The sequence below is a fragment of the Zobellia sp. B3R18 genome, from assembly GCF_018860715.1.
GTDB classification, from domain to species: domain Bacteria; phylum Bacteroidota; class Bacteroidia; order Flavobacteriales; family Flavobacteriaceae; genus Zobellia; species Zobellia russellii.
In genome coordinates this window covers 581317-603959 of record NZ_JAHKQG010000011.1, presented here as the reverse complement: position 1 = coordinate 603959, position 22643 = coordinate 581317, and the positions used below count along the sequence as shown (strand labels likewise).

Genomic DNA, 22643 nt, shown 5'->3' with positions numbered 1-22643 from the left:
ATAAACCTATTGTTTAAGATAACTGCCAATGATAACAAACGGGGAAATTTCGAGAGCGCAAAGGTACAAAATAAAATAGAAAAAGTAGGAAGTGATAAATTTTTGGTGATTCCTTAACACTGTAACCCACCCGATTACATTTATGAGGAGGATTAAAAGTATGGCTATATAGACCACAACTTCCGAGCCCTGCGCCACGTAAGCCAATATTACGTTGGCCAAAAACATGATAATTCCGCTATAATTTAGGTAGGATAATTTTTTAAAAATAAGTTCTCCAATGGTCTTTCCGGAACCAAAAATGAACCCATTGCCTAGCTGTAAGATTATTTTTAATACAATAAACCCTAAAATACTGGCTAAGATTATGGGGTACATGAACGGGTATGCATCATTGGTATCACCTCTCAAAATTTGCCGCGCCATGTAAACGAACAAGGAAAAATTGATAACCTGGAAAATGGTAAAGAATATATGGAACCAATTCATCAACTTTTCCTTTTTACTGTACATAAAGATGTACTTATTGTTGAAAGGAAGTATTATGAAATTTAGAAAACGGCTATAGAACAATCCTTTTGCCAGTACTAAAAATAAAATACTGCTTATGAGTATAATGGTAATCCAATCGGCAGTGCCGGCAGTTCGTAATATGGGTTCCATTATTTTAGTTTTGTGTTTCGTCCGTTAATACCATAGTTGAGTCCGTTCTCCATTATACCTATTCTAACGTATTTTGGATCATTTAATTTTCTGGGCTTTGGAAATTTAAAGGTATAGGTAAGTGTATCCTTAGCTTTAATATGTGTAACCGAAGAATTTTTTAACTGGGCCTTAATGGGCAAACGGTCCTTTACTTTTTTAGAGGCGTTCATGTAAGCCACATTAAACCTGAGCTTATTTAGGTCTATATCAAAATCGTACGGATTGTATAGCTCAAAAGTCTGCTCCTGCTCAAAATCAAAACTTATGGGCCCTTCCAGTAGGGTTCTGAGTTTTCTAAAAGTTTCAAAATTGTCTATGTATTTGCCATACATTTTGGTGCCATCACTTTTTGTAAAGGTAAGTTCGGCATCAGAGGAGCGCTTAGATAGATACAGTATTTTTTTGTGCTGTACTTTAGATTCGGAATCATCAATAGAGTATTGATTGAGCCTGTAACTTTCGTTATTAAGGGAATAGGTGTCATTACCGGAATAAAAAGCGAACATGGGAGCGTTACGATATGAGTTCTCAAAAACCAAAGGCGTGTTGCCTACCTCGTCCGTTACGTCTTTAATCAGTTCAATATTGCCATGGGTCTCATAATAAATGGGAGACATAGGTTCATAAATAAGTCCCGCCCTTAGAAAGAGAATAATAGCAATATTTACAAGGCCCATTCTGTATATCCATTTTTTTGCAATTTCATTTTCCATCATAAAACGGAAAACAACAATTATAAGCGGAATAGAGATTACAATAATCCACTGGGTCTGAATCCTTCTATTGAAGCTGGAGATAAAGAAGAAAATAAGCACTCCAAAGATTAAAAAGAGGAGGGCTCTGGTGAACTTGTCGCTTGCTTTAGCTTTAAAAAGGCCCCAGTAAATCCATGGAAAGGTAAAACCAAAGATGGCCACAAGATTTACAAAATACCCTAATGTATACTTGTTAAAATTGTAAGGGTCGTTAGGACGGTCAAAGAGATGATAGTTTATGGTAACAAATTCATTCTCGTACAACCAGATAAAATGCGGTACATAACAGAGTAAGGCAACAATGACAGAAAGCCATGCATATTTGTTTAAAACCAATTTTAGGTTGGAAAGCAGTATAAATATGATGACCAAGGCCGCGTGATACTTGCTGTACATTAATCCCGCCATGGTAATGCCCATGACAATACCCCAAAAGAGGTCTGGTTTTTCAATAAACCGCTTGTAAACGTATAATAACAGTGCGGTAAAGAATAGTAACGGGGTATCCGGCAGGGTCAAAAAGCCATAGGCGTTCAAAAGCGTCATGGAATAGACAAGTACAAAGAAGTGAACCACATAGTCCTTCTTTTTAGGGTGGTCTACAATGTTCCAAAGAATGAATAAAGTGGCAGACGAGAGAATGCAACTCATAAATCTAACTCCCAGCTCGCCGTTAAAAAAGAAACTGCTAATTTTAATGAGAACGGCAACCATTGAAGGGTGGTCAAAATAGCCCCATGCCATGTTTTGCGCAAAATGCCAGTAATATGCCTCGTCAAAAATAAGCGGGGTAAAATAGGATTGAAGCAGGTTTAATAAAAAACCTATACCTAGTAAGATTAGAAAAATTCGTGGCAGTTTAGACTTCATTCTTTAGTTGGTGTCTCAAATAGAGGCTAGGTCTATTGTTGTTAGAACGCTCAAAATTACGAATTCTGATAGATAGCCGACCTTTAAAAATTTCACAATTCCATAGTTGGCATTTTTTGGAGACTTTTAAAATGTTATTTTTGTCAAAATTCAAGCGAATCCGTGTCAGACAGCCTAGTTATTATCCCCACTTACAACGAGATAGAGAATATAGAAGCTATTATTAGAGCGGTCTTTGGTCTCACTAAAGATTTTCATGTTCTTATAGTAGATGACAACTCGCCGGATGGCACTTCTGCAAAAGTAATAGAGTTGCAAAAGGAATTTTCCGGAAGACTTTTTTTAGAGGTCAGAAAGCAAAAATCCGGTTTGGGTACGGCTTATATACACGGTTTTAAATGGGCCATTGCAAAAGGATATGACTACATTTTTGAAATGGATGCCGATTTTTCTCATAATCCAGAAGATTTGTTAAGGCTTTACAGGGCATGTGCCAATGGCGCGGATGTAGTTGTAGGTTCGCGTTATAAAAAAGGAGTGAACGTGGTAGATTGGCCTTTGTATAGGGTGTTACTTTCTTATGGGGCTTCTTTTTATGTAAAGATGATAACGGGAATGCGTATACATGACCCAACCGCTGGCTTTGTGGTCTATAGACGTCATGTTCTAGAAAATATAAGTCTAGATTCCGTACGGTTTATAGGGTATGCTTTTCAGATTGAAATGAAATTTAGGGCGTATCTCAAAAATTATAAGATTGAGGAAGTGTCTATCATATTTAGAGATAGAGTAAGGGGAAAATCAAAAATGTCGTCATCAATTATCAATGAAGCTATCGTTGGCGTTTTTATGATGAAAATGCGCAGTATGTTTCAAAAATCTAGATTTTAGTATGGGAAAAATATTGATTAAGAATGCCAAAATCGTAAACGAGAACTCGATTTTTGAGAGCGATGTGTTGCTTCAGGATGATATTATCATGAAAATTGAAGCTAATATTTCTGATGATACCGCTAAAATTATAGATATCGAAGGTAAATACCTTTTGCCGGGAGTTATAGATGATCAGGTGCATTTTAGAGAGCCGGGCCTTACGCATAAGGGAGATATCTCCTCCGAAAGTAGAGCTGCCGTAGCTGGTGGAATCACAACTTATATGGAGCAGCCCAATACCAATCCGCAAACTACTACTATAGAAAAGTTAGAGGAAAAATTTCAAATGGGTGCCAAGTCCAGTTTTGCCAATTATTCATTTCCTTTTGGAGGTACCAATGATAATTTGGAAGAATTAAAACGATTGGATAAAAACGCCTGTTCAGGTGTAAAACTCTTTTTGGGGTCTTCCACAGGTAATATGCTGGTAGATAATGAGGAAGTAATTGAGAAGATTTTTAGAAATACAGAAATGGTAATCTCGGCACATTGTGAAGATGAGGGAACCATTAAAAGAAACCTTGCCGAGTATAAAGAGAAGTTTGGAGATGATATTCCCGTAAAATACCATCCTATTATAAGAAGTGAAGAGGCTTGTTATCTTTCTTCTTCAAAGGCTGTGGCATTAGCTAAAAAAACAGGTGCCCGTCTACATGTTTTTCATTTGTCTACCGGAAAGGAAACAGATTTGTTCAGGAACGATATTCCGTTAGAGCAGAAGAAAATTACAGCAGAGGTCTGTGTGCACCATTTATGGTTCTCAGAAGCGGAATATGATACCAAGGGCACTTTGATCAAATGGAATCCTGCAGTGAAAACGGCAGCGGATAGGGACCAGTTGTGGAAAGCATTGTTGGATGACCGTTTGGATGTTATAGCAACGGATCACGCCCCCCATTTATTAAGTGAAAAAGATAACGTGTATACCAAAGCGCCATCGGGCGGTCCATTGGTGCAACATGCACTCACCGCTTTATTGGATAAAGTGCATGAGAATGTGATTTCCGTAGAAAAAGTGGTGCAGAAAATGTGTCATAATCCTGCTATACTATTTCAGATTGAAAAAAGAGGCTATATTAGAGAAGGCTATTTTGCAGATTTGGTAGTGGTAGATATGAACGCTCCTTACCAAGTAACAAAAGAAAATATAGCGTACAAATGCAAATGGTCTCCGTTTGAAGGCACTACCTTTAAGTCTTCTGTGACGCACACATTTGTTAACGGTCACTTGGCCTATGAAAACGGAAACTTTTCTCCAGAGCGCAATGCAAAGCGATTAACATTCAATAGATAATATGAAGAAGTTAGCAGCGGTTCTGGTATTTTTTACGATTATATCCTGTAATGAGCAGCTTTTGGAAAAGCCTGAAAACCTTATTCCAAGGGAGCAAATGGTGGCCATTCTTCAGGACTTGGCCGTAGTGAACGCTGCTAAAACAACTAATATGCAGGTGCTTAGGGACAATGATGTAGAGCCTATGGACTATATTTTTGAAAAGTACAATATAGATAGTTTGCAACTGGTAGAAAGTGATCGCTATTACGCTTCACTACCTGTAGAATACGAAAAAATTTATAAGGAGGTAGAGGCTAACCTTGAGTCTGAGGCCAAGGTTTTGGAAGAGCAGAAAAAGGTGAACGATAGTCTTAGAGTGGCCAAGGAAAAATTAGAAAGGGAAAAAGCCAAGGCCAAAACTAATGATACTCTTCCTTAAATTTTTCACAACAAAATGAAATAGTTTCATCCAACGCCTCAAATTCAAAGTTTAAGGCGTTTTTTATTTTTTGATTGTTGTAGATTTCTCGGTGCTTTAAGGAATGAATAGAGTTTTTGGTGATTCTCCTTCCATTTTTAAAGAATAGGTTTTTTAGCCAATCTAACCATCTTCCTATTTCAAGTTGCCAATACTTTAGTTGCACGGATGGTGACTTTATGCCGAGTTCTACAGTTATTTTGGTCAGAATCTCTTTGAACGTCAGATTTTCGGCTACGGCAATATAGCGTTCGTTGGTAATTTCTGAATTCATCAAGGTTACCATCATTTTAATCACGTCATGCACTATGATAAAGCCTGTGCCACCAGGAGGGTAAAACCGATACCCTTTTTTTGCTACGGTAAACAAATCTCCACTACCGCTATGCCAGAATCCCGGACCTATGATTACCCCGGGGTTGACCATAACTACGGGCAAGCCTTCTTGGGAACCACGCCAGACTTCCATTTCCGCTGCCTGTTTGGTAAGTCCATATACATTGGCTTCACGAGGGGTCCACGCATTTTCTTCATCTGCCATGCCACTTCCCAATGTTCTTCCTATGGCGCCAATGGTACTGGTATAACATAGCTTTTGTACACCATGGGCAATACATAAGTTTACAATATTGGCGGTTCCTTCCGTGTTTATTTTTTCTAGCGTATCAAAGTTTTGAGGGTCAAATGAAATAAGAGCTGCAGTGTGGTATACGTGGGTAATCTGGTCAAAAGCAATTTCCAAGGCGGGAATATCTATAATATCGGCCTCTATCCATTCAATTTTATCAAACAGGGTTTGGGCATCATCTGTGTAATACCCAAAAATTTTGCGCACACGTTCCAGATTGCTTTGCTTTCTGTGAATGGCCCTAACGGAACTACCGCTCTGCACCAATTTCAATAAAAGATGCGAACCTACCAACCCCGTTCCTCCTGTAACCAATATCATGTTCCAAAGTTAGCGAATAGCGCTGAATAATTTCCTGTATTATTCAAGGGTTGGGCGGCGATTTACTTTTATATTTGCAGCTAAATTTACAGAATAGACGGACATGACTTCAAACTTTGTAGAAGAATTAAAATGGAGAGGCATGTTGCATGACGCAATGCCGGGAACCGAGGAACATTTAATGAACGAAATGCAATCTGCCTATGTGGGTATTGATCCTACTGCAGATTCTTTGCACATTGGCCATTTGGTAGGGGTAATGATGTTGCGTCATTTTCAATTGGCAGGCCATAAACCTTATGCGCTTATTGGTGGTGCTACGGGTATGATAGGTGATCCTTCCGGAAAATCAGCAGAGCGTAATTTATTGGACGAGCCTACGCTCCGTCATAACCAAGAAGCTATAAAGGAACAATTGTCGCGGTTTTTGGATTTTGATGGTGATGGGGACAATGCTGCCATCTTGGTCAATAATTATGACTGGATGAAGGATTTTTCGTTTCTAGATTTTATAAGGGACGTGGGCAAGCATATTACCGTAAACTATATGATGGCCAAGGATTCGGTTAAAAAGAGACTTTCAGCGGAATCCAAGGAAGGAATGTCCTTTACCGAGTTTACCTACCAAATGGTACAGGGGTATGATTTTCTGTACTTGTACCAAAACCATAATTGTACGTTGCAAATGGGCGGTAGTGACCAGTGGGGAAATATTACCACAGGAACGGAACTTATAAGAAGAATAGGGGGAGGCAAAGGCTATGCGCTTACCTGCCCGTTGATTACAAAAGCGGATGGTACTAAATTCGGAAAGACCGAAGGAGGTAATATTTGGCTTGATTCCGAAAGGACTTCACCCTATAAATTTTACCAATATTGGTTGAATACCTCAGATATAGATGCTGAGAAGTACATTAAAATATTCACGTTTCTTTCCAAAGAAGAAATAGACGAGTTGATAAAAGAGCACCAAGAAGCACCGCACATGCGTGCTTTGCAGAAGCGTTTGGCCGAAGAGATTACCGTAATGGTACACTCACAGGAAGATTTGGAAAATGCTCAAAAGGCTAGTAACATTCTTTTTGGACGGTCTACTTCGGAAGATTTGAAAGGTTTGAACGAAAAGACTTTTTTAGATGTTTTTGACGGAGTACCACAAGCCGAAATTTCTAAAGAGGAGCTTACTCCAGGATTGGATATGATTGGTGCACTTGCGGATAAAACGGGGTTTTTAGCATCAAACAGTGAAGCAAGAAGGGAGCTGAAACAGAATTCTATCTCTGTAAATAAAGAAAAAGTAAAAGCAGATTATCTCATTACGGATAGTGACTTGATCAACGGCAAATTTGTTTTGTTACAGCGGGGTAAAAAGAACTATTTTGTTTTAGTGGTACAATAGTTCGGCCGTTTTTTAAGATAAAAGGTAGACTAAAACGGGCTTGGAAAGCGTTATGTAGCCAGTAACATTTTTCAAACCCGAATTAGATGCGTAAATTTTTATTGATTCTTACCGTTTTTGCTACACTGACTTCTTGTGATAAGTTAGACGAGCTTACCAAATTTGATCTGGATTATACAACCCAGGTGACCATTCCATCCACAGCGGGAATAGACCTTCCTTTTGAAATCTTTACACCCGATGTAGAAACTAATTCGGAATCAGAATTTGAGGTGAATGATACGCGTAAAGATTTGATTGAGGAAATTAAACTAACTAAGTTGGAATTGGAGATTACCTCTCCGGACGATAGTGATTTTAGTTTTCTTGAATCTTTAAAAGTTTATATTTCTGCAGAAGATTTAGATGAAATTATGATAGCTTCCAAGGATGAGGTAGAAGAAACTGTGGGTGATGTTTTAGATGTAGATGTTATAGACGTAGATCTTAAGGATTACATTAAAAAAGATAAATTCAATCTTAGATTGGAAACCGTTACGGACGAGGCAATGAGTACTGATCATGAGATTGACGTAAACTCTACATTCTTTGTTGATGCCAAAATATTGGGACTTTAAAGAACCATTAAATTACAGCCTCTAACATCGGAATGGTCAAAACGGCCCAATACTTCAAAAGTGCCGTTTTCATAGGTCTTGCCTAAATCTTGCGTAGCTATAAATGCACATGAATCAATATTTGCCAAATCTATAACATTAATACCTCCAGTTTTTTTATGGTCTTGGTAGGCTAGTGGGTCTTCCGTATCGCGGATTAGGATTTTCATCCAAGGAGGAGTTTCAAAAATACCGTTTCCTTTTGAATAGCCTTGGGATAATAGTTCTGTCATGCCATATTCAGAATGTATGACCGGTACGCCAAAGCCTTCTTTTAAGATAGAATGAAGTTCTTCGCGAATAAGTTCCTTTCGTCGGCCTTTCATGCCGCCCGTTTCCATGATTACGGTGTTCTTTAGTTTTAGCGTATTGATTTCAACCATGTCCAAAAGGGCAAAAGAAACTCCAATAAGCAATATTTTTTGACCGTTTGCGTCTAGTTGAATCAGTTTATTGCGTAAACCATTTAGGTCGTTAAGATAAAAGCCGCTATCCGGATGCTGGCTCTGCTTAATCATATCATCAACCATATAAATAAGAGATGAGCCTTCTCTTTCCAGATAAGAAGGTAACAGGGCCAGAACGCAAAAATCTTCAACTTTACCGTAAAATAGTTCAAATGCATGTCTGAAACTTTTCTCATACAGAGAAAGCCGGTTTACAAAATGTTTGCTGGTGTTGCTTCCGGTAGTGCCGCTACTCGTAAAAATTGTTTCTGGGTGCTTATCTCCGGAAATAATTTCTTTCGATTTAAAAAAAGAAATGGGTAAAAAGGGGATTGCGGAAACTTCATCAACATTTGCATCGGACTTACCTAAATAGGTACAAAATTCTTGGTACACGGCATTGGTGCGATACTGGTGCCTAAAAACTTTTAAAGCTTGGGCGTCAAATTCGCTCTGTGTATTTATTTTAAATATTTCACTACCGTTCATAATGCTATTCCTTGTGCAAAAATAGTGATATCCTTTTCTGTAAAAAATAAACAAGATGGGTAAAAGTGTATATTTTTAATGTATCTGGTTATTCGTAAGTAACCATTTTTTTAATTGTTAATTCTTTTAACTAATCAGGTGTAAAATGTTAATGTTTTCTAAATACAAGGAAGGCTTGGGTTAAAGATTTTGTAGCCGTTTTTATACCTGTACCTTTACCAAAATAGCTATAAAATAGCATTTTGCTGTTTTTTAAAATGATATTATGAGTCAAATTAAAGAGAACGATAAGGTAAAAGTACATTACACAGGTAAGTTGACTACAGGTGAAGTTTTTGATAGCTCTGTTGAAAGAGGAGAGCCTATTGAATTTACTATGGGTCAGGGACAATTGATACCTGGGTTTGAAAAAGGTCTGATTGATATGAAAGTCAATGAGAAAAAAACCGTTAATATACCTAAAGAGGAAGCTTACGGAGAGCCTAAAGCAGAATTGATACAGGAAGTTCCAAAGAGTCAATTGCCGCAGGATATTGAGCCTAAAGTAGGAATGGGACTTGTTTCTCAGACCCAAAGCGGGCAGGAAATTAATTTATTGGTTACTGAGGTAAAAGAAGAAAGTATTGTTGTTGACGGTAACCACCCTTTAGCAGGTAAAGACCTTGTTTTTGATCTAGAGGTAGTAGAGATATTATAAAGTTGTATCATATGAACCCCTTGTATAAAGGGATGATATGGTAAAACATTACATATTTGTTTTTTAATTAAATTGAAATAGCTCCTGAAAGGGAGCTTTTTTTTTGGGCTACTTTACAACCAGTTTTCGGTTGCTGGTTTTTTGGTTTTCCGTAACCTGAAGCACATATACACCTGGTACAAGCCTAGAGATATTTAGATTGCTCTTGGAAATTTGGTCCGTAAGCACAATTTTTCCGAAGACATCGTAAACTTTAATATATTTTGATTGGTTGTCTCTGGTAATAACATTTACCACATCATTAAAAGCAGGATTGGGGTATAGCTTAAAACCGGGAATTTCTTCTTTTTTTTGATTTTGAAAATCAAATGAATCTTGGGCGGACATTCCAATGGTAAATACCATGAAAAGCATAAAGTAGGTAATGCGCATAACTATTGATTTGGGGTCAACAGTTTAAAGGTAGAAAATGGGGCGGGTGATTGTTCTGAAATGTTGTGAAAATGGCCTGGGTGTTGGTGAACGCCACATCAGTTTCCGTTCATCGCTATTTTGTTACCATTCATCGACAGGGGTTTGAAGTTTGTCGACAGGTGTCTTGGTTGTAATAAATTGAAAATAAGAGGATTCGGAAAAGGTGCTGTTGTAAAAAGAAAAGTGCTACTTAACGATTAATTTTCTTGTAGCTACTTTATTGTTTTGATAGACCCGTAATACATAAACACCAGCATCAAGATCAGAAAGATAGAGTTCGTTGCCGTTAATTTTGGTTTCTAGAACCTGCGTACCCAAAACATCATAAATTAGAACTTGCTTGGGTGCATTGTCATTTGTGCTAATGTACACCTTGCCATTCGTAACAGGATTTGGGTAAAGTTTAAAACCCTTAATATCTCCATTACTCTGGGTTTCTTGCCCATAGGAAAACGAGATACACAAGAATGTAATAATTAGGTAAAAGTGCTTCATATAATTATGTGAGCAAATAATATACCACGAATATACGAAATCTTTATTTTGATCGTTGCCCGAATTTATGAAATGTAAGAAAATATGTATAATCGGAACTTTGAGAGCATTAATTGACCAACATTTAATGGTTTGCCCTATACGAATAACTTAATCCATTTTTTTGGTAGAGCTATTTTAACTTGAAAATTGAACTTAGGGTAGCGTAAGCTCTTAAATATTTATGATTAGGTCTTTTTCGGTTACTTTATCATATACATCCCGGCTAAAAACATAGAGTTTGGAGGGCTTTTTTGCGTTGCCCTTTCGGGTTTCATTTAAAGGGACAATATAAATTTTCTTTAGAACCTTTTTTCGGAAATTTCGATTGTCAATTTCAATATTCAGGACAGATTCAAAAGCAATTTGAAGTTCGTTTAAGGTGAACTTATGTGATATAAAATCAAATATAATGGGCTCAACCATGATTTTTTGCTTCAAATCTTCTTGAGCGTCCTCAATTATTTTTTTATGGTCAAACCCCAGTTCTGGTAAAGCCTTTAGCGGAAACCACTTAAATTCATCATTACTTAGTTTAATGTTCTTTTTGGGTTGAACAAAATAGTACGCAATAGTCATGGATTGTGTTTTGAGTCCTTGACTTTTGGTCCACAACAAATCTTTGTCGGTTTTAATTCTAGAAGTAATGCCGTAGGTGTGAAATTGGATCCTGTTGAACTCGTTAAGGTTGGTTATGCTTTTAAAGATACTATTGGCAGACTCCTCTAAGGTTTTGTTGATAAAAGCACGTTCTCCCGTAATGACCCAGTCATCAATTATTGGGTACTCTTTTCGGAACATATTTAGCGTTCGTTTTTGCAATAAAACATACAGACCTTCTGGGCCTAAGCCAAAAATGACACAATTAACAGATACGTTATCCAGTTTTCTAAAATCCATTTAATACGGCTCTCTTATCTTTGTTTTAAACTTCATTTTGCATGGGCCTGAAGTTCTATTTCGTCAATATACAATGAACCCTTAAAAAATATAGATATAATTTTATTTTTTATGTAAATTCAAAGATTTTGGACACTGATTCTTTATTGTAAAAAAACATGCAAAACCCATTATACTTAAATATTGAGAACGTAGGAGCACTGCAGAATAGGGTATTGACCCCTGTGTTTGATCGGGACAAAATTAAAACAAGTATTGCTCATATAGGGGTAAGTAATTTTCATAGAGCGCATCAAGCATATTATATGCACGAATTGATAGAAAAGCATAATGAACTGAATTTTGGTATATGTGGAATAGACCTTTTGGATGCAGACCGAAAGATATATAATGTGTTAAAGGATCAAGACGGTCTTTATAGTTTGGTAATGAAAGATGCCAATGGGTCTCATCAAATAAAAGTTATTGGCTCTATTGTAGAGTATTTTTTTGGTCCTGAAAATCCCATGGCGGTTATTGAAAGACTTGCTCATCCTGATATTGAAATAATTTCGTTGACTATTGCCGAAGACGGGTATAATTTAAATGAGATAACGGGAGAGTTTGACCAAGAGAATCCCGTTGTAGAAGAGGATATGAGAAATCCGTTTTATCCTAAAACCGTTTTTGGATACTTGGTGCAAGCCTTTAAGTTGAGGAAGTTCAGGGGCCTAACGGGTTGTACTATCTTATCGTGTGACAATATCAAAGGGAACGGAGATACGATGAAAGCTTCTTTTTTCAATTATGTAAATAAGATGGAGCCCGAATTATTGCCTTGGTTAAAGGAAAACACAACGTTTCCCAATTCAATGGTAGATAGGATTACACCGCTCACACGCCCAGAGGATATTGAAATCTTGAAAAACGATTTTTTAATTGAAGATCAATGGCCGGTAGTCTGTGAGCCTTTTTCAAATTGGGTAATAGAGGATAATTTTTTCCATGGAAGACCAGAGTGGGAAAAGGTAGGAGTGCAGTTTGTGGAGCATATTGAATTTTATGATAAAATGAAGCTTCAGTTGCTTAATGCAGGTCATACCCTGTTGGGGGTGTTGGGCACGCTTCATGGATATAAAACCGTTGGTAAGGCTGCAAACGATGAAGATTTTATGCTTTTCCTAAAAACTTTTATGGATGAAGAGGTCATTCCTGTGCTGGACAAGGCCGAGGTTCATTTGGTGGAAAATTATAAATCTACTTTAATTACCAGATTTAAGAACCCGTATATTTATGATAGCCTGTCAAGAATTTGCAACGAAAGTTCTGTAAAAGTCCCCATCTTTATTTTACCAACGGTACAGGCGCAGTTGTCTAAAGACAAGGTTATTGATAGCGTTGCTTTTTTTGTTGCCGCATGGTGTAAGTATTATGATGGTTTGGATGATCAAGGTAAAGCCTATAAAATATCCGACTCTATTAGTAATGTTTTAATTAGAAGAGCTACCCAATCTCAGCAGGAACCGCTTAGGTTTTTAGAAATAGATTCTGTTTTTGGCGATTTAAAGAACAGTTACATTTTTGTAGAAAAGTACGTGCGCTATCTAAATCATATTAGAACGCGCACGATTAAAGAGTGTATAAAGGATTTTAATGCTAATCTGTTATAACATTTAAGATTGCACATAAATCATTTGGTCAATAGTAGCTTTCTCTATTTTTGGGTTGGCTCCTTCATGGCTGGCCACAATTGCACCAATAGCACAGGCATAGTCAAGCGCATTTTGAGGGGGAGTACCTTTAAGTAACTTGTTGATCAGAGATGCCAAAAAAGAATCTCCGGCGCCAACAGTGTCTACCACAACAATTGGGTAGCCATTGTTGTAATAAAATAAATCGTTTCTATAGAGTATGGCACCTTTACCGCCTCTTGTAACACAAATAGATTCTGTATTGGTATACTTCGCTATAAATTTGATGTTCTCTTCTAGAGACTCAGATTCAAAATCTAGCGCTTTCGCTATTTCAAGAATTTCGTCGTCATTAAACTTAATGAAATTGGCAGCGTCCATGAGTTCGGACAAGGTATCAGTTGTATAATGAGGGTCTCTAAGATTCACATCAAAAATCTTATACTTGGCCAATTTCAAAAGTGCAGATAGTGTGTTTTTAGAGAGGTGGTTTCTTGCAGCCAAACTTCCATAAATAAACGCATCTGCAGTCCGGGTAATATTTATGGTGTCCGGGGTGAGTTCAATGTAGTCCCAAGCTCTGGGGAACTCTATGCTGTAAGTGGCTGAACCTTGGTTGTCCAAAGAAACTTTTACGTCTCCGGTTTTCAGGGTATGGTCAACTTTTATACTTTGAGTGTCAATACCTTGTTTGTTTAGGAAATCAATTATTTCGCTACCTGGCGCATCATTTCCTACCTTGCTTATCAAGCTTACCCTGTTCTCCAATGATTTTAAACGCGAGGCAACATTTAAAGGAGCTCCTCCAATCTTTTTGTGAGTTGGAAATACATCCCAAAGAACTTCTCCAAAACAAACTATATTTTTCATTTAAATATTATTTAGAGCTTTATTGTTCATTTTATTTACACATTCTTCTACGCCATGTTTTAGAATGTTATGATAGGCTTTTGAATAAGAATCAACAAATCTTTTTGATTGATTTAGTTTTCCAAAAACGGATTCTATTTCTAAAAAAGCCGCGGGATTTTCTTTGGCAACCAGTGCTTTTTCTTTTAGGATTGTTTCAAGGGCATCTTTAATGTTCAAAGCGTTTCCTTTTTCATCAATACCGGCACTGTAAATGGCCCAAGCTGCTATTACAAAAGCTGCATGTTCAATAGGGCCGCCATTTTTTAATTGGGTATGTACTGTGGGTAAAATAAAAATGGGAATTTTAGCGGAGCTTTCGGAACAAATTCGGTCTATTTGATCTTTAATGTAAATATTTCCAAATCTTTGAAGCAGTGACTGTTTGTACGTTTTTAAATCGATTCCTTCCAAACTGCCTAAAGTAGGAGTCACCTCTTCATCCATATATGTGTGTAAGAAGGCTTGTATGGCTTTGTTATGAACAGATTCGTCAATAGTTTCATAGCCAATTAGAGCGCCTAGGATTCCCAAAACCGAATGCCCCGCATTCAACAGACTGAGCTTCATTTTTTCATAGGGAACTACGTCTTCAACAAATTGGGCGCCTACGGTTTCCCAGGCAGGTCTTCCGGAGATAAAATCATCTTCTATGACCCATTGCTTAAACGGTTCGCAAACTACGGGCCATGCATCCTCAATTCCGCTAGATTCTGTTAATAAGGCAATGTCTTTTTCAGATGTAGCGGGGGTGATTCTATCTACCATGGCATTAGGAAATGATACGTTGGAATTTATCCAAGGCGCAAGTTCCGGTTCCGCTATATCCACAAAACTCAGTAACATTTTTTGAGTCATATGCCCATTTCCCTGAATGTTATCGCAAGACTGAATGGTGCAGCCGGGCAAACCCATTTCTTTTCGGAGTTTTAATGCTTGGGTCAAATAACCAAAAATTGTTTTGGGAGCTCTTGGGTTTTCTAAGTCATGCTGAATTAAGGGATTTGTAAAATCAAAAGCACCTGTTGCTTCGTTGTAATTGTAACCACCTTCGGTAATCGTTAAGGTTATAATCTTAACATCCGCACTTGCCATTTTCTCTATTACTTGTATTGGGTTTTCCGGGGCAAAAAGGTACTCTACAATAGAGCCTATGATTTTTTTGGTCAAGGTGCCGTCCAATTCCTTCACAATAAGCGTGTACAATCCATCTTGCTCTTTAAGGGTATTGTAAATTTTAGTATCAAAATCCAGTAGGGCAATGCCGCAAATACCCCAATCCGAGTTAGCTGGGTCATGTAGTAATTGGTCTGTGTAATAGGCTTCATGAGATCGATGGAACCCCCCTATGCCTACGTGAACAATACCTGTTTTTAAAGAAGACCTATCATATTTTGGGATAAAAGTCTCATTTGAAAATTTGCTGAGGTTTTTGCTGTTTAATTTATAGCTAGTCATATTACGTAACGTTATGTTTTTTAGTTATTTGCTTTCGAACTTTTGTAAGAGAACGGCAAAGATGATTATGGCTCCTTTTACCACCTGTTGTGGGTAGGAGGGTACATTCAGGAGGTTTAGGATGTTGCTTATCAAGCCTAAAATTAGGACCCCCATTAAGGTGTTTATAGCAGTTCCTTTTCCCCCATTTAAACTTGCACCACCAATTACAACTGCGGCAATGGCATCAAGTTCCCAGGCCATACCCATATTAGGTGATCCCAAATTTGTTCTGGAGGCAACAATAATGGCGGCAGTTGCTGCCAAAGACCCAGAAATCGCATACACCAAAAACTTATATTTATTTACTTTGATACCTGATAATCTAGAAGCCTCTTCGTTGCTCCCTATAGCTATAATAAGTCTTCCAAATACATTGTAGCGTAGCATTGCCATTGCACATATGACGATGATAAAGAATACAATGGAAATGTTAGGTATGCCCAAAGTTGAATTGTTGGCAAAGTCGGACATGTAAAGCCCTCCGTAAGTTGTGAAGGTAATAGGAGAACCTTTTGAATAGATGAAACCTAGGCCCCTTGCAATGGTCATTAGGGCAAGGGTTGCAATAAAGGGTGCCATTTTTTGATATGCTACAAGATAACCGGCTATACTTCCCAAAGAAAATCCGATTATAACGGTCAATAGAATGGCTAGGGGTAAAATAAATGTATTCACCAAAATTGCGAAAGTAACAGCTAGCAAAGCCACCATGGATCCTACGGAAAGGTCTATCCCACCGGTTAGGATAACGATTAGCATTCCAATGCTAATGATGCCAATACCGGAAACCTGTTTCAGTAAATTGGATAAGTTTACCGATGTAAAGAACACATCCGAAATTAATGCTGAAAACACTACCAATACTATAAAAATGAAAATGGTGTTGTGTTTGATCAGAAACTTGAGAAACCCTCCAGGACTACTAAGCTGTTGTTTTATTGTTAAGGCCATGATTTATTTTTTAAATGGTTGGATTATGTTGTTTTTAATGCTTTTCCAATGGAGTAGCGAAGAATGTTCTCTTCGGAAAATTGCTCTTTGGTCAACTCGCCGTAAAAAGTGCCCTTGTGCATGACCAGAATTCGGTCCGATATACCCATTATTTCTGGCATATCGGAAGAAATGACCACTACACCTACACCTTTCTGGGCAACTTCATTTATAAGGTTATAGATTTCAACTTTTGCACCAACATCTACACCTCGCGTGGGTTCATCAATTATAATTACTTTACTGTCTATACTAAGCCATTTGGCCAAAGCCACTTTTTGTTGGTTGCCGCCACTTAAATTGCCCACGCTTACTTCTGAACTAGGGGTCTTGATATTTAGCTTATCAATTAAGGCGGATACGTTTTCTTGCTCTTTTTCCGTCTTTAAAAAGCCTAGTCTGTTGGAAATGGGTCCAAAATTGGTAATGCTAATGTTCTTTCTTATGGAAAGTGGTAAGAAGACGCCTTCTTCCTTACGGTCTTCGGATACAAAACCTATTTGATGTCTTGCAGCATCAACGGGCGACTTTGTTTTTATCTCTTTTCCGTTTAGAATTAAGGTTCCCGATTTTTTCTTATCGGCACCAAAAATCAATTTGGCAGTTTCGGTCCTTCCGCTACCTCCTAATCCGGCTATTCCTAGAACTTCACCAGGTTTAACGGAAAACGATACGTCATGAACCAGGTTGTTCTTAGCTGTTAAGTTCTTGACTTCAAAAACAGGTTCCAATCCTATTTTTGCATGACGTTCAGGGTACAAGTCTTTTAGTTCGCGTCCGATCATTAATCGAATAACACTATCCGTGTCAGTCTCGAAAACGGGCACGCAACCTGTGTCCACACCGTCCCTAAGGACTGTTATGGAATCTGCTATTTTAAAGATTTCCTCTAAATGGTGAGAGATGTAAATGATGGAAATGCCTTCTTTCTTTAACCTGAACAAATTGTCAAACAATTTTTGTGTATCAGTAGGGTCAAAAACGGTAGTGGGCTCGTCCAGTACCAGTACTTTCGTGTCTTCGGACAAGGCTTTGGCAATTTCTACTACTTGTTTTTGAACAATACTCAAATCTCTTACTCGCGCAGAAGCATCAATCTTAAAGCCTAAAGAGTCTATAAGTTCTTGTGCGTCTTGGGTTATTTTTTCCCAGTTCATCCAAAACTTATTTGCTCCAAGTTTGTGCAAATAAATATTCTCGGCAACGGATAGGTCATTTACCAGCGATAGTTCTTGATAGACCACACTAATGCCTTTTACCTGGCCTTCATGTGTGTTCTTTAGATTTAGCTCTTCGCCATTCAGCAAAATTTTCCCGCCATCTTTTTGGTGTACACCGCTTAGGATTTTTACTAATGTAGATTTGCCGGCACCATTCTCGCCAAGTAGTGCATGAATTTCTCCGGGCTTTACTTTAAGATTTACACCTTCAAGTACAGAAACCACTCCAAAGCTTTTTGATATTCCGGTCATTTCAACTCGGTATTCGCTATTTTTAGTCTTCATGTTTAACAAGGTTTGTTAATTGAGTATTGCGGACCTTCCTTAAAATATAGCATCTGGCCTGTAGTATTGTGCAGCATTCTCTTTTGTGATTAGTAATGGTGCAGTATATGAGTTCTTAGGGAAATCGGTTTTTCCGTTCATGTATTCAATGGCATACTGAACTGCGTTTTTTCCTATCTGTACAGGACTGTTCATGGCGGTGCACCCGTAAAAATTGGTTTCCATAATGTATTTAATAGCCTCTTTTTGCCCGTCTGCGCCGGCAACTATTAAAATATCATCAGTTTTGCCGGCCTGGGCAATTGCTTTTATAGCTCCTAGTACGCAAACATCAGATTCGGTAATGACTACGTTTACATCGGGGTGGGCAACCAAAACGTCTTCCATGGCCTGCAATCCGCCGGCATAGGACCAGTTGGTGTACATTTGGGTTTTAATGTTCAGGTCAATATAGCCCAACGTTCTAAGTTGTTCTTCCGTAATGCCCTGTAGCAGCCCTTGTTTACGGGTTTTGCCCACTGGGTTACCGGCATTACCGCTCAATAAGGCTATGTTCATTTTTTCTTTACCGAATTTTTTGGCTAGCCATTCTCCTGCAAGTTCTCCGTTTGCCAAGTTGTTGGATTGAATGGTGGTTACGAAATCTGCGGATGAGTCAATAGAACTGTCTATGATGAATACTGGAACACCGGCAGCTTTGGCGACTTTGGTGACGCCTACCAAGGCATCTGGGTCTAGTGGGTTAAGGAGAAGCGCATCAATACCTTTTGTGATTAAATCCTCAACTGCGGCAATCTGTTTGTTAATGTCATTTTGGCCATCGGCGGACAAGAAGGTCATGCCATTTTTTTCGGTAGTGGATTTAATGCTTTGGAACAGCGCTTGGTAGTAGGGTGCGTTAAGTGAGGGGGTGCAATAGCCTATTCTTTTTTCTGAGAGGTCTATTTTACTTACGAAATTTTCCTCCGTATCATCAGATGTGTTGCTTGAGGATTTGCTTGTCTCTAACTGCCTGGCACAACTACTCAAAAATAGTAAAGTAATCACCATGAATGGGCCAATGATTTTCATTAAAGCTGAATTTTTATTTTTCATAATCAATACTGTTAGCTGTTATTTAGGTTCAGGTTTTGTTAAAATAAGGAAAAATCAAGCGATAGGACCGTTGCTTGCTTCTCTGGGTTCCACATTGCAGTAACTTCAACCGGTAGTTCATAGTTGGCTACGGTAATATTCTTGTTCAGGGCCAATCCTACGTTAATAACATTTACTTTGTCCTGGGTGTAGAATGTTTTATCTGTTAGGAAAGACCATGCGCCACCGGCAAATAAGGATAGTTCGTAATTGTCAATTTTCCATACTTTGCTCTTTATTTCAAAATAATGCGTCCATGAGTTTTTTAAAGAGCCATCAGGTTGGATTTCATAATCTCCGGAACCACCACCTATAATGGTAGCCAGATATAGCAGTGTGTTTGGAGTAATGTTGTAACCAAAATTGATATCAACAAAATTATATCCCTGTGTTTTATCATAGCTCCAATAGTGAAGTGTGTCGCCCCTTTCTTCTACGCCTGTGTAATTGTTGTGCGATACGGCTTCGGCAAAAAATGTATCAGAAAGACGATAGACGGCATAAATGGAAACCTCCTTATAGTTGGCCCTTACGTTCTGCCCTGAATCATTATGGATAACATCGGTAGTGGTAAATCCGGCACCACCCCAAACACCAAGTGTGAATTTTTCATTCTTTGAATTATATTCCAAATGGGTGGCGAACATGGCTCCGGGATGTACTACAGAACCGTGCCATATATGCATGTTCTTTAGATGGCCGCCAGTGTTAAAAGGTTTGTAGCGGTCTTTGTTTTTTGTTTCGTCCTGTGCTACAGCTGAATTAATGCCAATGAAGAGAGTAAACAAGAAAACCGTCATAAAAGAGGCTTTATAGAATAGTTCAATTTCTTTGGGATGTAGATTCTTCAAAGTAAAACCGATTCTACTTTGTGAAATGGGTAGTATTAGTTTCATAATGTGAAGGTTACAAGTTGATTAAAATAAACGTCTTTTTGACGTTTATTAAGCAAATGAAAACTTTATTTTTTTACTTACCAAATTAATTAACATAAATAATGTCATATTTTACCTTAATTATATGCGAAATTACCTTTGAGACTTTTGCTTTTATTAGAAAAAGTGAAATTTTCATATGAAATGTAAATTATACGTTTGATGTTTGTTTAGTAGGGTGTATCTATGGTTTATAAGGCTAAATGATTTTATGAGAGAAATGAAAATATCATTGTTTAATGAACATTCATAACCACATTTTGTAGGATGTTCTATTGAAGAAAAACACATAGTCACTTTAGAAAAAGAGCAAAGAGGAATTTTATGAAAAAGTTGTCTCGGTCAGATGTTTTTGGAGTGATTTGGTCAGAATTCAAAGAGGTTTTCTTGGTAATCTCAAAGGGCTGTTTGATTAGGGCAAGTACCAATTTAATTTACTATTTTGAGCCCTGCTTTAACGCATAATTATTTAGTTCAACCTCAGAATTCCCCATTGCTTGTGAAGAAGTTACTTTTTTTAGTTTCTTTTTGTTTTATAGTTTGTTGTTCTTCAAAGAATGAACCTTCCGGTGTTCGCAGTACTGGAGTTTCGGACAGCACTTTGGTGTATTATAACCTTTCAAAAGAGAAGTCGCTTTCACTCCAAGAAAAACTACTGGCCATAAATGCATCTTACAAAAAACTAAAAGACCCCGTTGTTGATTCCCTTTATGGGTATGTGCTTGATGAAAAAAGTATGCTTCATTTTAGCTCGGGTCAATATGATAGTCTTTTGAAGTATAGTGATCTTTTGGTAAGCCAAAGGGATAAAATAGGTAAGGCATCGCTTTTAGCGGAACACTATTATTTAAGGGGGTATTATTTTGCTGAAATTGAGCACGATTATTTTAATGCCGTTGAAAATTATTCACGTTCAAAAGAATATTATCAAAGTCTGAACGATAGTGTTGGGGTAGGGGACAACTTAATGAACATTGGTATTATTCAAAAGAACAACAACGATTTTTTTGGTAGTAAAGAGACGCTTACCGATGCTCTAAAGTTTTTGAAATCACCTGCGGATAGGGCTAATTGCTATAATACTTTGGCAACCAATCATAGGAAATTGTTGAATTTTTCCGATGCTGTAAAATATTATCAAAAAGCAATTGGTACCACACAATCAAATATTGATAAGCTGATCTATGAGAATAATCTAGCTGCGAGTTACATAGATAGTAAGGCGTATGATGATGCTATTGATTTGTTGGGTAGGATAGCAAATGACTCCACTTTAAAGAAACATCAGAAAGAATATGCTCGGGTTTTGGACAATTTGGCCTATGCAAAGTGGTTGGTAGGCTCTTCTGTCCGGGAAGATGAATTTCAAAAGCCGTTGACCATTAGAATTAATAAGGGAGATAAAAGAGGGCAAATAGCCAGTTATACGCATATGGGCGAATTTTATGGTGCTGCCAGTCTGGAAAAATCCAAAGTCTATTTTGATTCGGTCATACGCCTATCTAAATCTTTAAAAATACCGCGTGCGGAAAAGGATGCTTTAAAACAGCTGATGAAGTTATTGCCGGCAGATGTAGGAATGAAAAATAGGTATGTGTTTTTGCAAGATAGTTTGTACGAGCAAGAATTAAAGGTAAAGACCCAATTTGCAAAATATAGGTATGATGACAGGTTTAAACAGGAGTCCATTCTACGCTTAGAAAAAGAAAATGCGGAACGCAAATTGGAAGTGGTTGAACAGCGAAATCAAAAAATTATATCCTATTCGGGCTTTGCGTTACTCTTATTCGTTTCTGTTTTTGCGGGGTTTTATTTAGTGCAACGGGCAAGGCACTTAAAACAGGAAAATAGGACAGTAAAGATAGAAGCTACGTATGAGACCGAAGCTGAACTGTCTAGAAAACTACATGACGATTTTGCCGGAAAACTAAATCATGCCATGGTTTTACTCCAAAACGGAGCCCAGCGTACCGAGGTCCTAAACGTGGTTGATGGCCTTTATAACCAAAGTCGGGATTTTTCAAGGGAAATCAATGATGTGGATACGGGACCCAAATTCAAGGAAGTGCTTTTTGGTATGTTAAGTGGCTATGGCAGAAATGCACAGTTACTGGTTACCGGAAGTTTGGAGGTAGAATGGGATAGTCTTTCTGCGTTAACGAAAAAAACCTTGTACAAAGTGCTGCAGGAGCTAATGATAAATATGCAAAAGCACAGTGGTGCTACAGTGGTGTCCATTCATTTTGAACAGTTAAAGAAAAAATTGGTAATTAGTTATGCCGATAACGGTAACGGAGCAACAAAAAGTAGCTTAAATAATAAAAATGGACTCTGGAATACAGAAAAGCGTATTCAGGCAATAAAGGGAAGTCTTACTTTTGATTCAGATAAGGGCGATGGTTTTAAGGCCCAGATTGAAATTCCGAATTAAAAAGTACA

21 protein-coding genes are annotated in these 22643 nt (G+C 37.8%); 8 read left to right on the top strand and 13 right to left on the bottom strand.

All coding sequences use genetic code 11. From position 1 onward, the window contains the following. Window positions 1-6: 6 nt before the first annotated feature. Window positions 7-663, bottom strand: a complete 657-nt coding sequence (locus KO513_RS08980; protein WP_215913113.1) for a DUF4271 domain-containing protein — start codon at window positions 661-663, stop codon at window positions 7-9. Further along, on the bottom strand, window positions 663-2330 hold the full coding sequence (locus tag KO513_RS08975; protein ID WP_215913112.1) for an ArnT family glycosyltransferase: 1668 nt from the start codon (window positions 2328-2330) through the stop codon (window positions 663-665). Before KO513_RS08975 ends, KO513_RS08980 begins: the two co-directional genes overlap by 1 nt. A 162-nt stretch (window positions 2331-2492) precedes the next feature. On the opposite strand from KO513_RS08975, the gene KO513_RS08970 reads away from it, so the two are divergent. From KO513_RS08970 to KO513_RS08960, 3 genes are read left to right on the top strand one after another with little or no spacing between them, the layout of a single operon-like run. Beyond that, window positions 2493-3221: a polyprenol monophosphomannose synthase gene (locus tag KO513_RS08970; protein ID WP_215913111.1), complete on the top strand. Its 729-nt coding sequence runs from the start codon at window positions 2493-2495 to the stop codon at window positions 3219-3221. Window position 3222: 1 nt separating this feature from the next. After that, window positions 3223-4557, top strand: coding sequence for a dihydroorotase (locus KO513_RS08965; protein ID WP_215913110.1), 1335 nt, complete (start codon window positions 3223-3225; stop codon window positions 4555-4557). A 1-nt stretch (window position 4558) separates the two neighbouring features. Further along, on the top strand, window positions 4559-4978 hold the full coding sequence (locus KO513_RS08960) for a DUF4296 domain-containing protein (protein WP_215913109.1): 420 nt from the start codon (window positions 4559-4561) through the stop codon (window positions 4976-4978). Here KO513_RS08960 and KO513_RS08955 read toward each other — a convergent pair. Next, window positions 4959-5966: an NAD-dependent epimerase/dehydratase family protein gene (locus KO513_RS08955; protein WP_215913108.1), complete on the bottom strand. Its 1008-nt coding sequence runs from the start codon at window positions 5964-5966 to the stop codon at window positions 4959-4961. The genes KO513_RS08960 and KO513_RS08955 overlap by 20 nt on opposite strands. Before the next feature lie 103 nt (window positions 5967-6069). On the opposite strand from KO513_RS08955, the gene tyrS reads away from it, so the two are divergent. After that, window positions 6070-7365, top strand: coding sequence for a tyrosine--tRNA ligase (tyrS, locus tag KO513_RS08950; protein ID WP_215913107.1), 1296 nt, complete (start codon window positions 6070-6072; stop codon window positions 7363-7365). Window positions 7366-7451: 86 nt separating this feature from the next. Continuing rightward, the gene (locus tag KO513_RS08945; protein WP_215913106.1) at window positions 7452-7982 is read left to right on the top strand and encodes a hypothetical protein; all 531 of its coding nucleotides are present in this window, start codon (window positions 7452-7454) and stop codon (window positions 7980-7982) included. Here the strand turns inward: KO513_RS08945 and KO513_RS08940 are convergent. Continuing rightward, window positions 7979-8956, bottom strand: a complete 978-nt coding sequence (locus KO513_RS08940; protein ID WP_215913105.1) for a LuxE/PaaK family acyltransferase — start codon at window positions 8954-8956, stop codon at window positions 7979-7981. The two genes, KO513_RS08945 and KO513_RS08940, sit on opposite strands and share 4 nt — an antisense overlap. 265 nt (window positions 8957-9221) lie before the next feature. On the opposite strand from KO513_RS08940, the gene KO513_RS08935 reads away from it, so the two are divergent. Continuing rightward, the gene (locus KO513_RS08935; RefSeq protein ID WP_215438679.1) at window positions 9222-9653 is read left to right on the top strand and encodes an FKBP-type peptidyl-prolyl cis-trans isomerase; all 432 of its coding nucleotides are present in this window, start codon (window positions 9222-9224) and stop codon (window positions 9651-9653) included. A 108-nt stretch (window positions 9654-9761) separates the two neighbouring features. Here KO513_RS08935 and KO513_RS08930 read toward each other — a convergent pair whose 3' ends face one another. From KO513_RS08930 to KO513_RS08920, 3 genes are all read right to left on the bottom strand, one after another. Continuing rightward, window positions 9762-10085 carry a T9SS type A sorting domain-containing protein gene (locus KO513_RS08930; protein WP_215438678.1) on the bottom strand — a complete coding sequence of 108 codons (324 nt, stop codon included), beginning with the start codon at window positions 10083-10085 and terminating at the stop codon, window positions 9762-9764. A 228-nt stretch (window positions 10086-10313) separates the two neighbouring features. Further along, window positions 10314-10622: a T9SS type A sorting domain-containing protein gene (locus KO513_RS08925; RefSeq protein WP_215438677.1), complete on the bottom strand. Its 309-nt coding sequence runs from the start codon at window positions 10620-10622 to the stop codon at window positions 10314-10316. A gap of 213 nt (window positions 10623-10835) precedes the next feature. Beyond that, on the bottom strand, window positions 10836-11561 hold the full coding sequence (locus tag KO513_RS08920) for an NUDIX hydrolase (RefSeq protein WP_215913104.1): 726 nt from the start codon (window positions 11559-11561) through the stop codon (window positions 10836-10838). Between the two features lie 158 nt (window positions 11562-11719). On the opposite strand from KO513_RS08920, the gene KO513_RS08915 reads away from it, so the two are divergent. Continuing rightward, the gene (locus KO513_RS08915; protein ID WP_215913103.1) at window positions 11720-13210 is read left to right on the top strand and encodes a mannitol dehydrogenase family protein; all 1491 of its coding nucleotides are present in this window, start codon (window positions 11720-11722) and stop codon (window positions 13208-13210) included. A gap of 3 nt (window positions 13211-13213) precedes the next feature. Here the strand turns inward: KO513_RS08915 and KO513_RS08910 are convergent, their stop codons facing one another. Genes KO513_RS08910 through KO513_RS08885 form a run of 6 tightly spaced genes read right to left on the bottom strand, consistent with a single transcriptional unit; the run spans window position 13214 to window position 20165 of the window. Continuing rightward, entirely contained in the window at window positions 13214-14101 is an 888-nt protein-coding gene (locus KO513_RS08910) for a carbohydrate kinase family protein (RefSeq protein WP_215913102.1), read from the bottom strand. Continuing rightward, window positions 14102-15598 (bottom strand): mannitol dehydrogenase family protein, encoded by a 1497-nt coding sequence (locus tag KO513_RS08905; RefSeq protein ID WP_215913101.1) that lies wholly within the window; start codon window positions 15596-15598, stop codon window positions 14102-14104. A gap of 24 nt (window positions 15599-15622) precedes the next feature. Further along, window positions 15623-16591: an ABC transporter permease gene (locus KO513_RS08900; protein ID WP_215913100.1), complete on the bottom strand. Its 969-nt coding sequence runs from the start codon at window positions 16589-16591 to the stop codon at window positions 15623-15625. Between the two features lie 23 nt (window positions 16592-16614). Then, window positions 16615-18135: a sugar ABC transporter ATP-binding protein gene (locus KO513_RS08895; RefSeq protein WP_215913099.1), complete on the bottom strand. Its 1521-nt coding sequence runs from the start codon at window positions 18133-18135 to the stop codon at window positions 16615-16617. A gap of 39 nt (window positions 18136-18174) precedes the next feature. Continuing rightward, complete coding sequence (locus tag KO513_RS08890; RefSeq protein ID WP_215913098.1) at window positions 18175-19230, bottom strand: substrate-binding domain-containing protein; 1056 nt, start codon at window positions 19228-19230, stop codon at window positions 18175-18177. Between the two features lie 38 nt (window positions 19231-19268). Then, window positions 19269-20165: a hypothetical protein gene (locus tag KO513_RS08885; protein WP_252735723.1), complete on the bottom strand. Its 897-nt coding sequence runs from the start codon at window positions 20163-20165 to the stop codon at window positions 19269-19271. Window positions 20166-20703: 538 nt separating this feature from the next. On the opposite strand from KO513_RS08885, the gene KO513_RS08880 reads away from it, so the two are divergent. Beyond that, on the top strand, window positions 20704-22635 hold the full coding sequence (locus KO513_RS08880) for a tetratricopeptide repeat-containing sensor histidine kinase (protein WP_215913097.1): 1932 nt from the start codon (window positions 20704-20706) through the stop codon (window positions 22633-22635). Window positions 22636-22643 lie beyond the last annotated feature (8 nt).

Coding starts and splice junctions, on each gene's coding strand:
- KO513_RS08980 (WP_215913113.1), bottom strand. CDS start 663: ATGGAACCCATATTACGAACTGCCGGCACTGCCGATTGGATTACCATT.
- KO513_RS08975 (WP_215913112.1), bottom strand. CDS start 2,330: ATGAAGTCTAAACTGCCACGAATTTTTCTAATCTTACTAGGTATAGGT.
- KO513_RS08965 (WP_215913110.1), top strand. CDS start 3,223: ATGGGAAAAATATTGATTAAGAATGCCAAAATCGTAAACGAGAACTCG.
- KO513_RS08960 (WP_215913109.1), top strand. CDS start 4,559: ATGAAGAAGTTAGCAGCGGTTCTGGTATTTTTTACGATTATATCCTGT.
- KO513_RS08955 (WP_215913108.1), bottom strand. CDS start 5,966: ATGATATTGGTTACAGGAGGAACGGGGTTGGTAGGTTCGCATCTTTTA.
- tyrS (WP_215913107.1), top strand. CDS start 6,070: ATGACTTCAAACTTTGTAGAAGAATTAAAATGGAGAGGCATGTTGCAT.
- KO513_RS08945 (WP_215913106.1), top strand. CDS start 7,452: ATGCGTAAATTTTTATTGATTCTTACCGTTTTTGCTACACTGACTTCT.
- KO513_RS08940 (WP_215913105.1), bottom strand. CDS start 8,956: ATGAACGGTAGTGAAATATTTAAAATAAATACACAGAGCGAATTTGAC.
- KO513_RS08935 (WP_215438679.1), top strand. CDS start 9,222: ATGAGTCAAATTAAAGAGAACGATAAGGTAAAAGTACATTACACAGGT.
- KO513_RS08930 (WP_215438678.1), bottom strand. CDS start 10,085: ATGCGCATTACCTACTTTATGCTTTTCATGGTATTTACCATTGGAATG.
- KO513_RS08925 (WP_215438677.1), bottom strand. CDS start 10,622: ATGAAGCACTTTTACCTAATTATTACATTCTTGTGTATCTCGTTTTCC.
- KO513_RS08920 (WP_215913104.1), bottom strand. CDS start 11,561: ATGGATTTTAGAAAACTGGATAACGTATCTGTTAATTGTGTCATTTTT.
- KO513_RS08915 (WP_215913103.1), top strand. CDS start 11,720: ATGCAAAACCCATTATACTTAAATATTGAGAACGTAGGAGCACTGCAG.
- KO513_RS08910 (WP_215913102.1), bottom strand. CDS start 14,101: ATGAAAAATATAGTTTGTTTTGGAGAAGTTCTTTGGGATGTATTTCCA.
- KO513_RS08905 (WP_215913101.1), bottom strand. CDS start 15,598: ATGACTAGCTATAAATTAAACAGCAAAAACCTCAGCAAATTTTCAAAT.
- KO513_RS08900 (WP_215913100.1), bottom strand. CDS start 16,591: ATGGCCTTAACAATAAAACAACAGCTTAGTAGTCCTGGAGGGTTTCTC.
- KO513_RS08895 (WP_215913099.1), bottom strand. CDS start 18,135: ATGAAGACTAAAAATAGCGAATACCGAGTTGAAATGACCGGAATATCA.
- KO513_RS08890 (WP_215913098.1), bottom strand. CDS start 19,230: ATGAAAAATAAAAATTCAGCTTTAATGAAAATCATTGGCCCATTCATG.
- KO513_RS08885 (WP_252735723.1), bottom strand. CDS start 20,165: ATGAAACTAATACTACCCATTTCACAAAGTAGAATCGGTTTTACTTTG.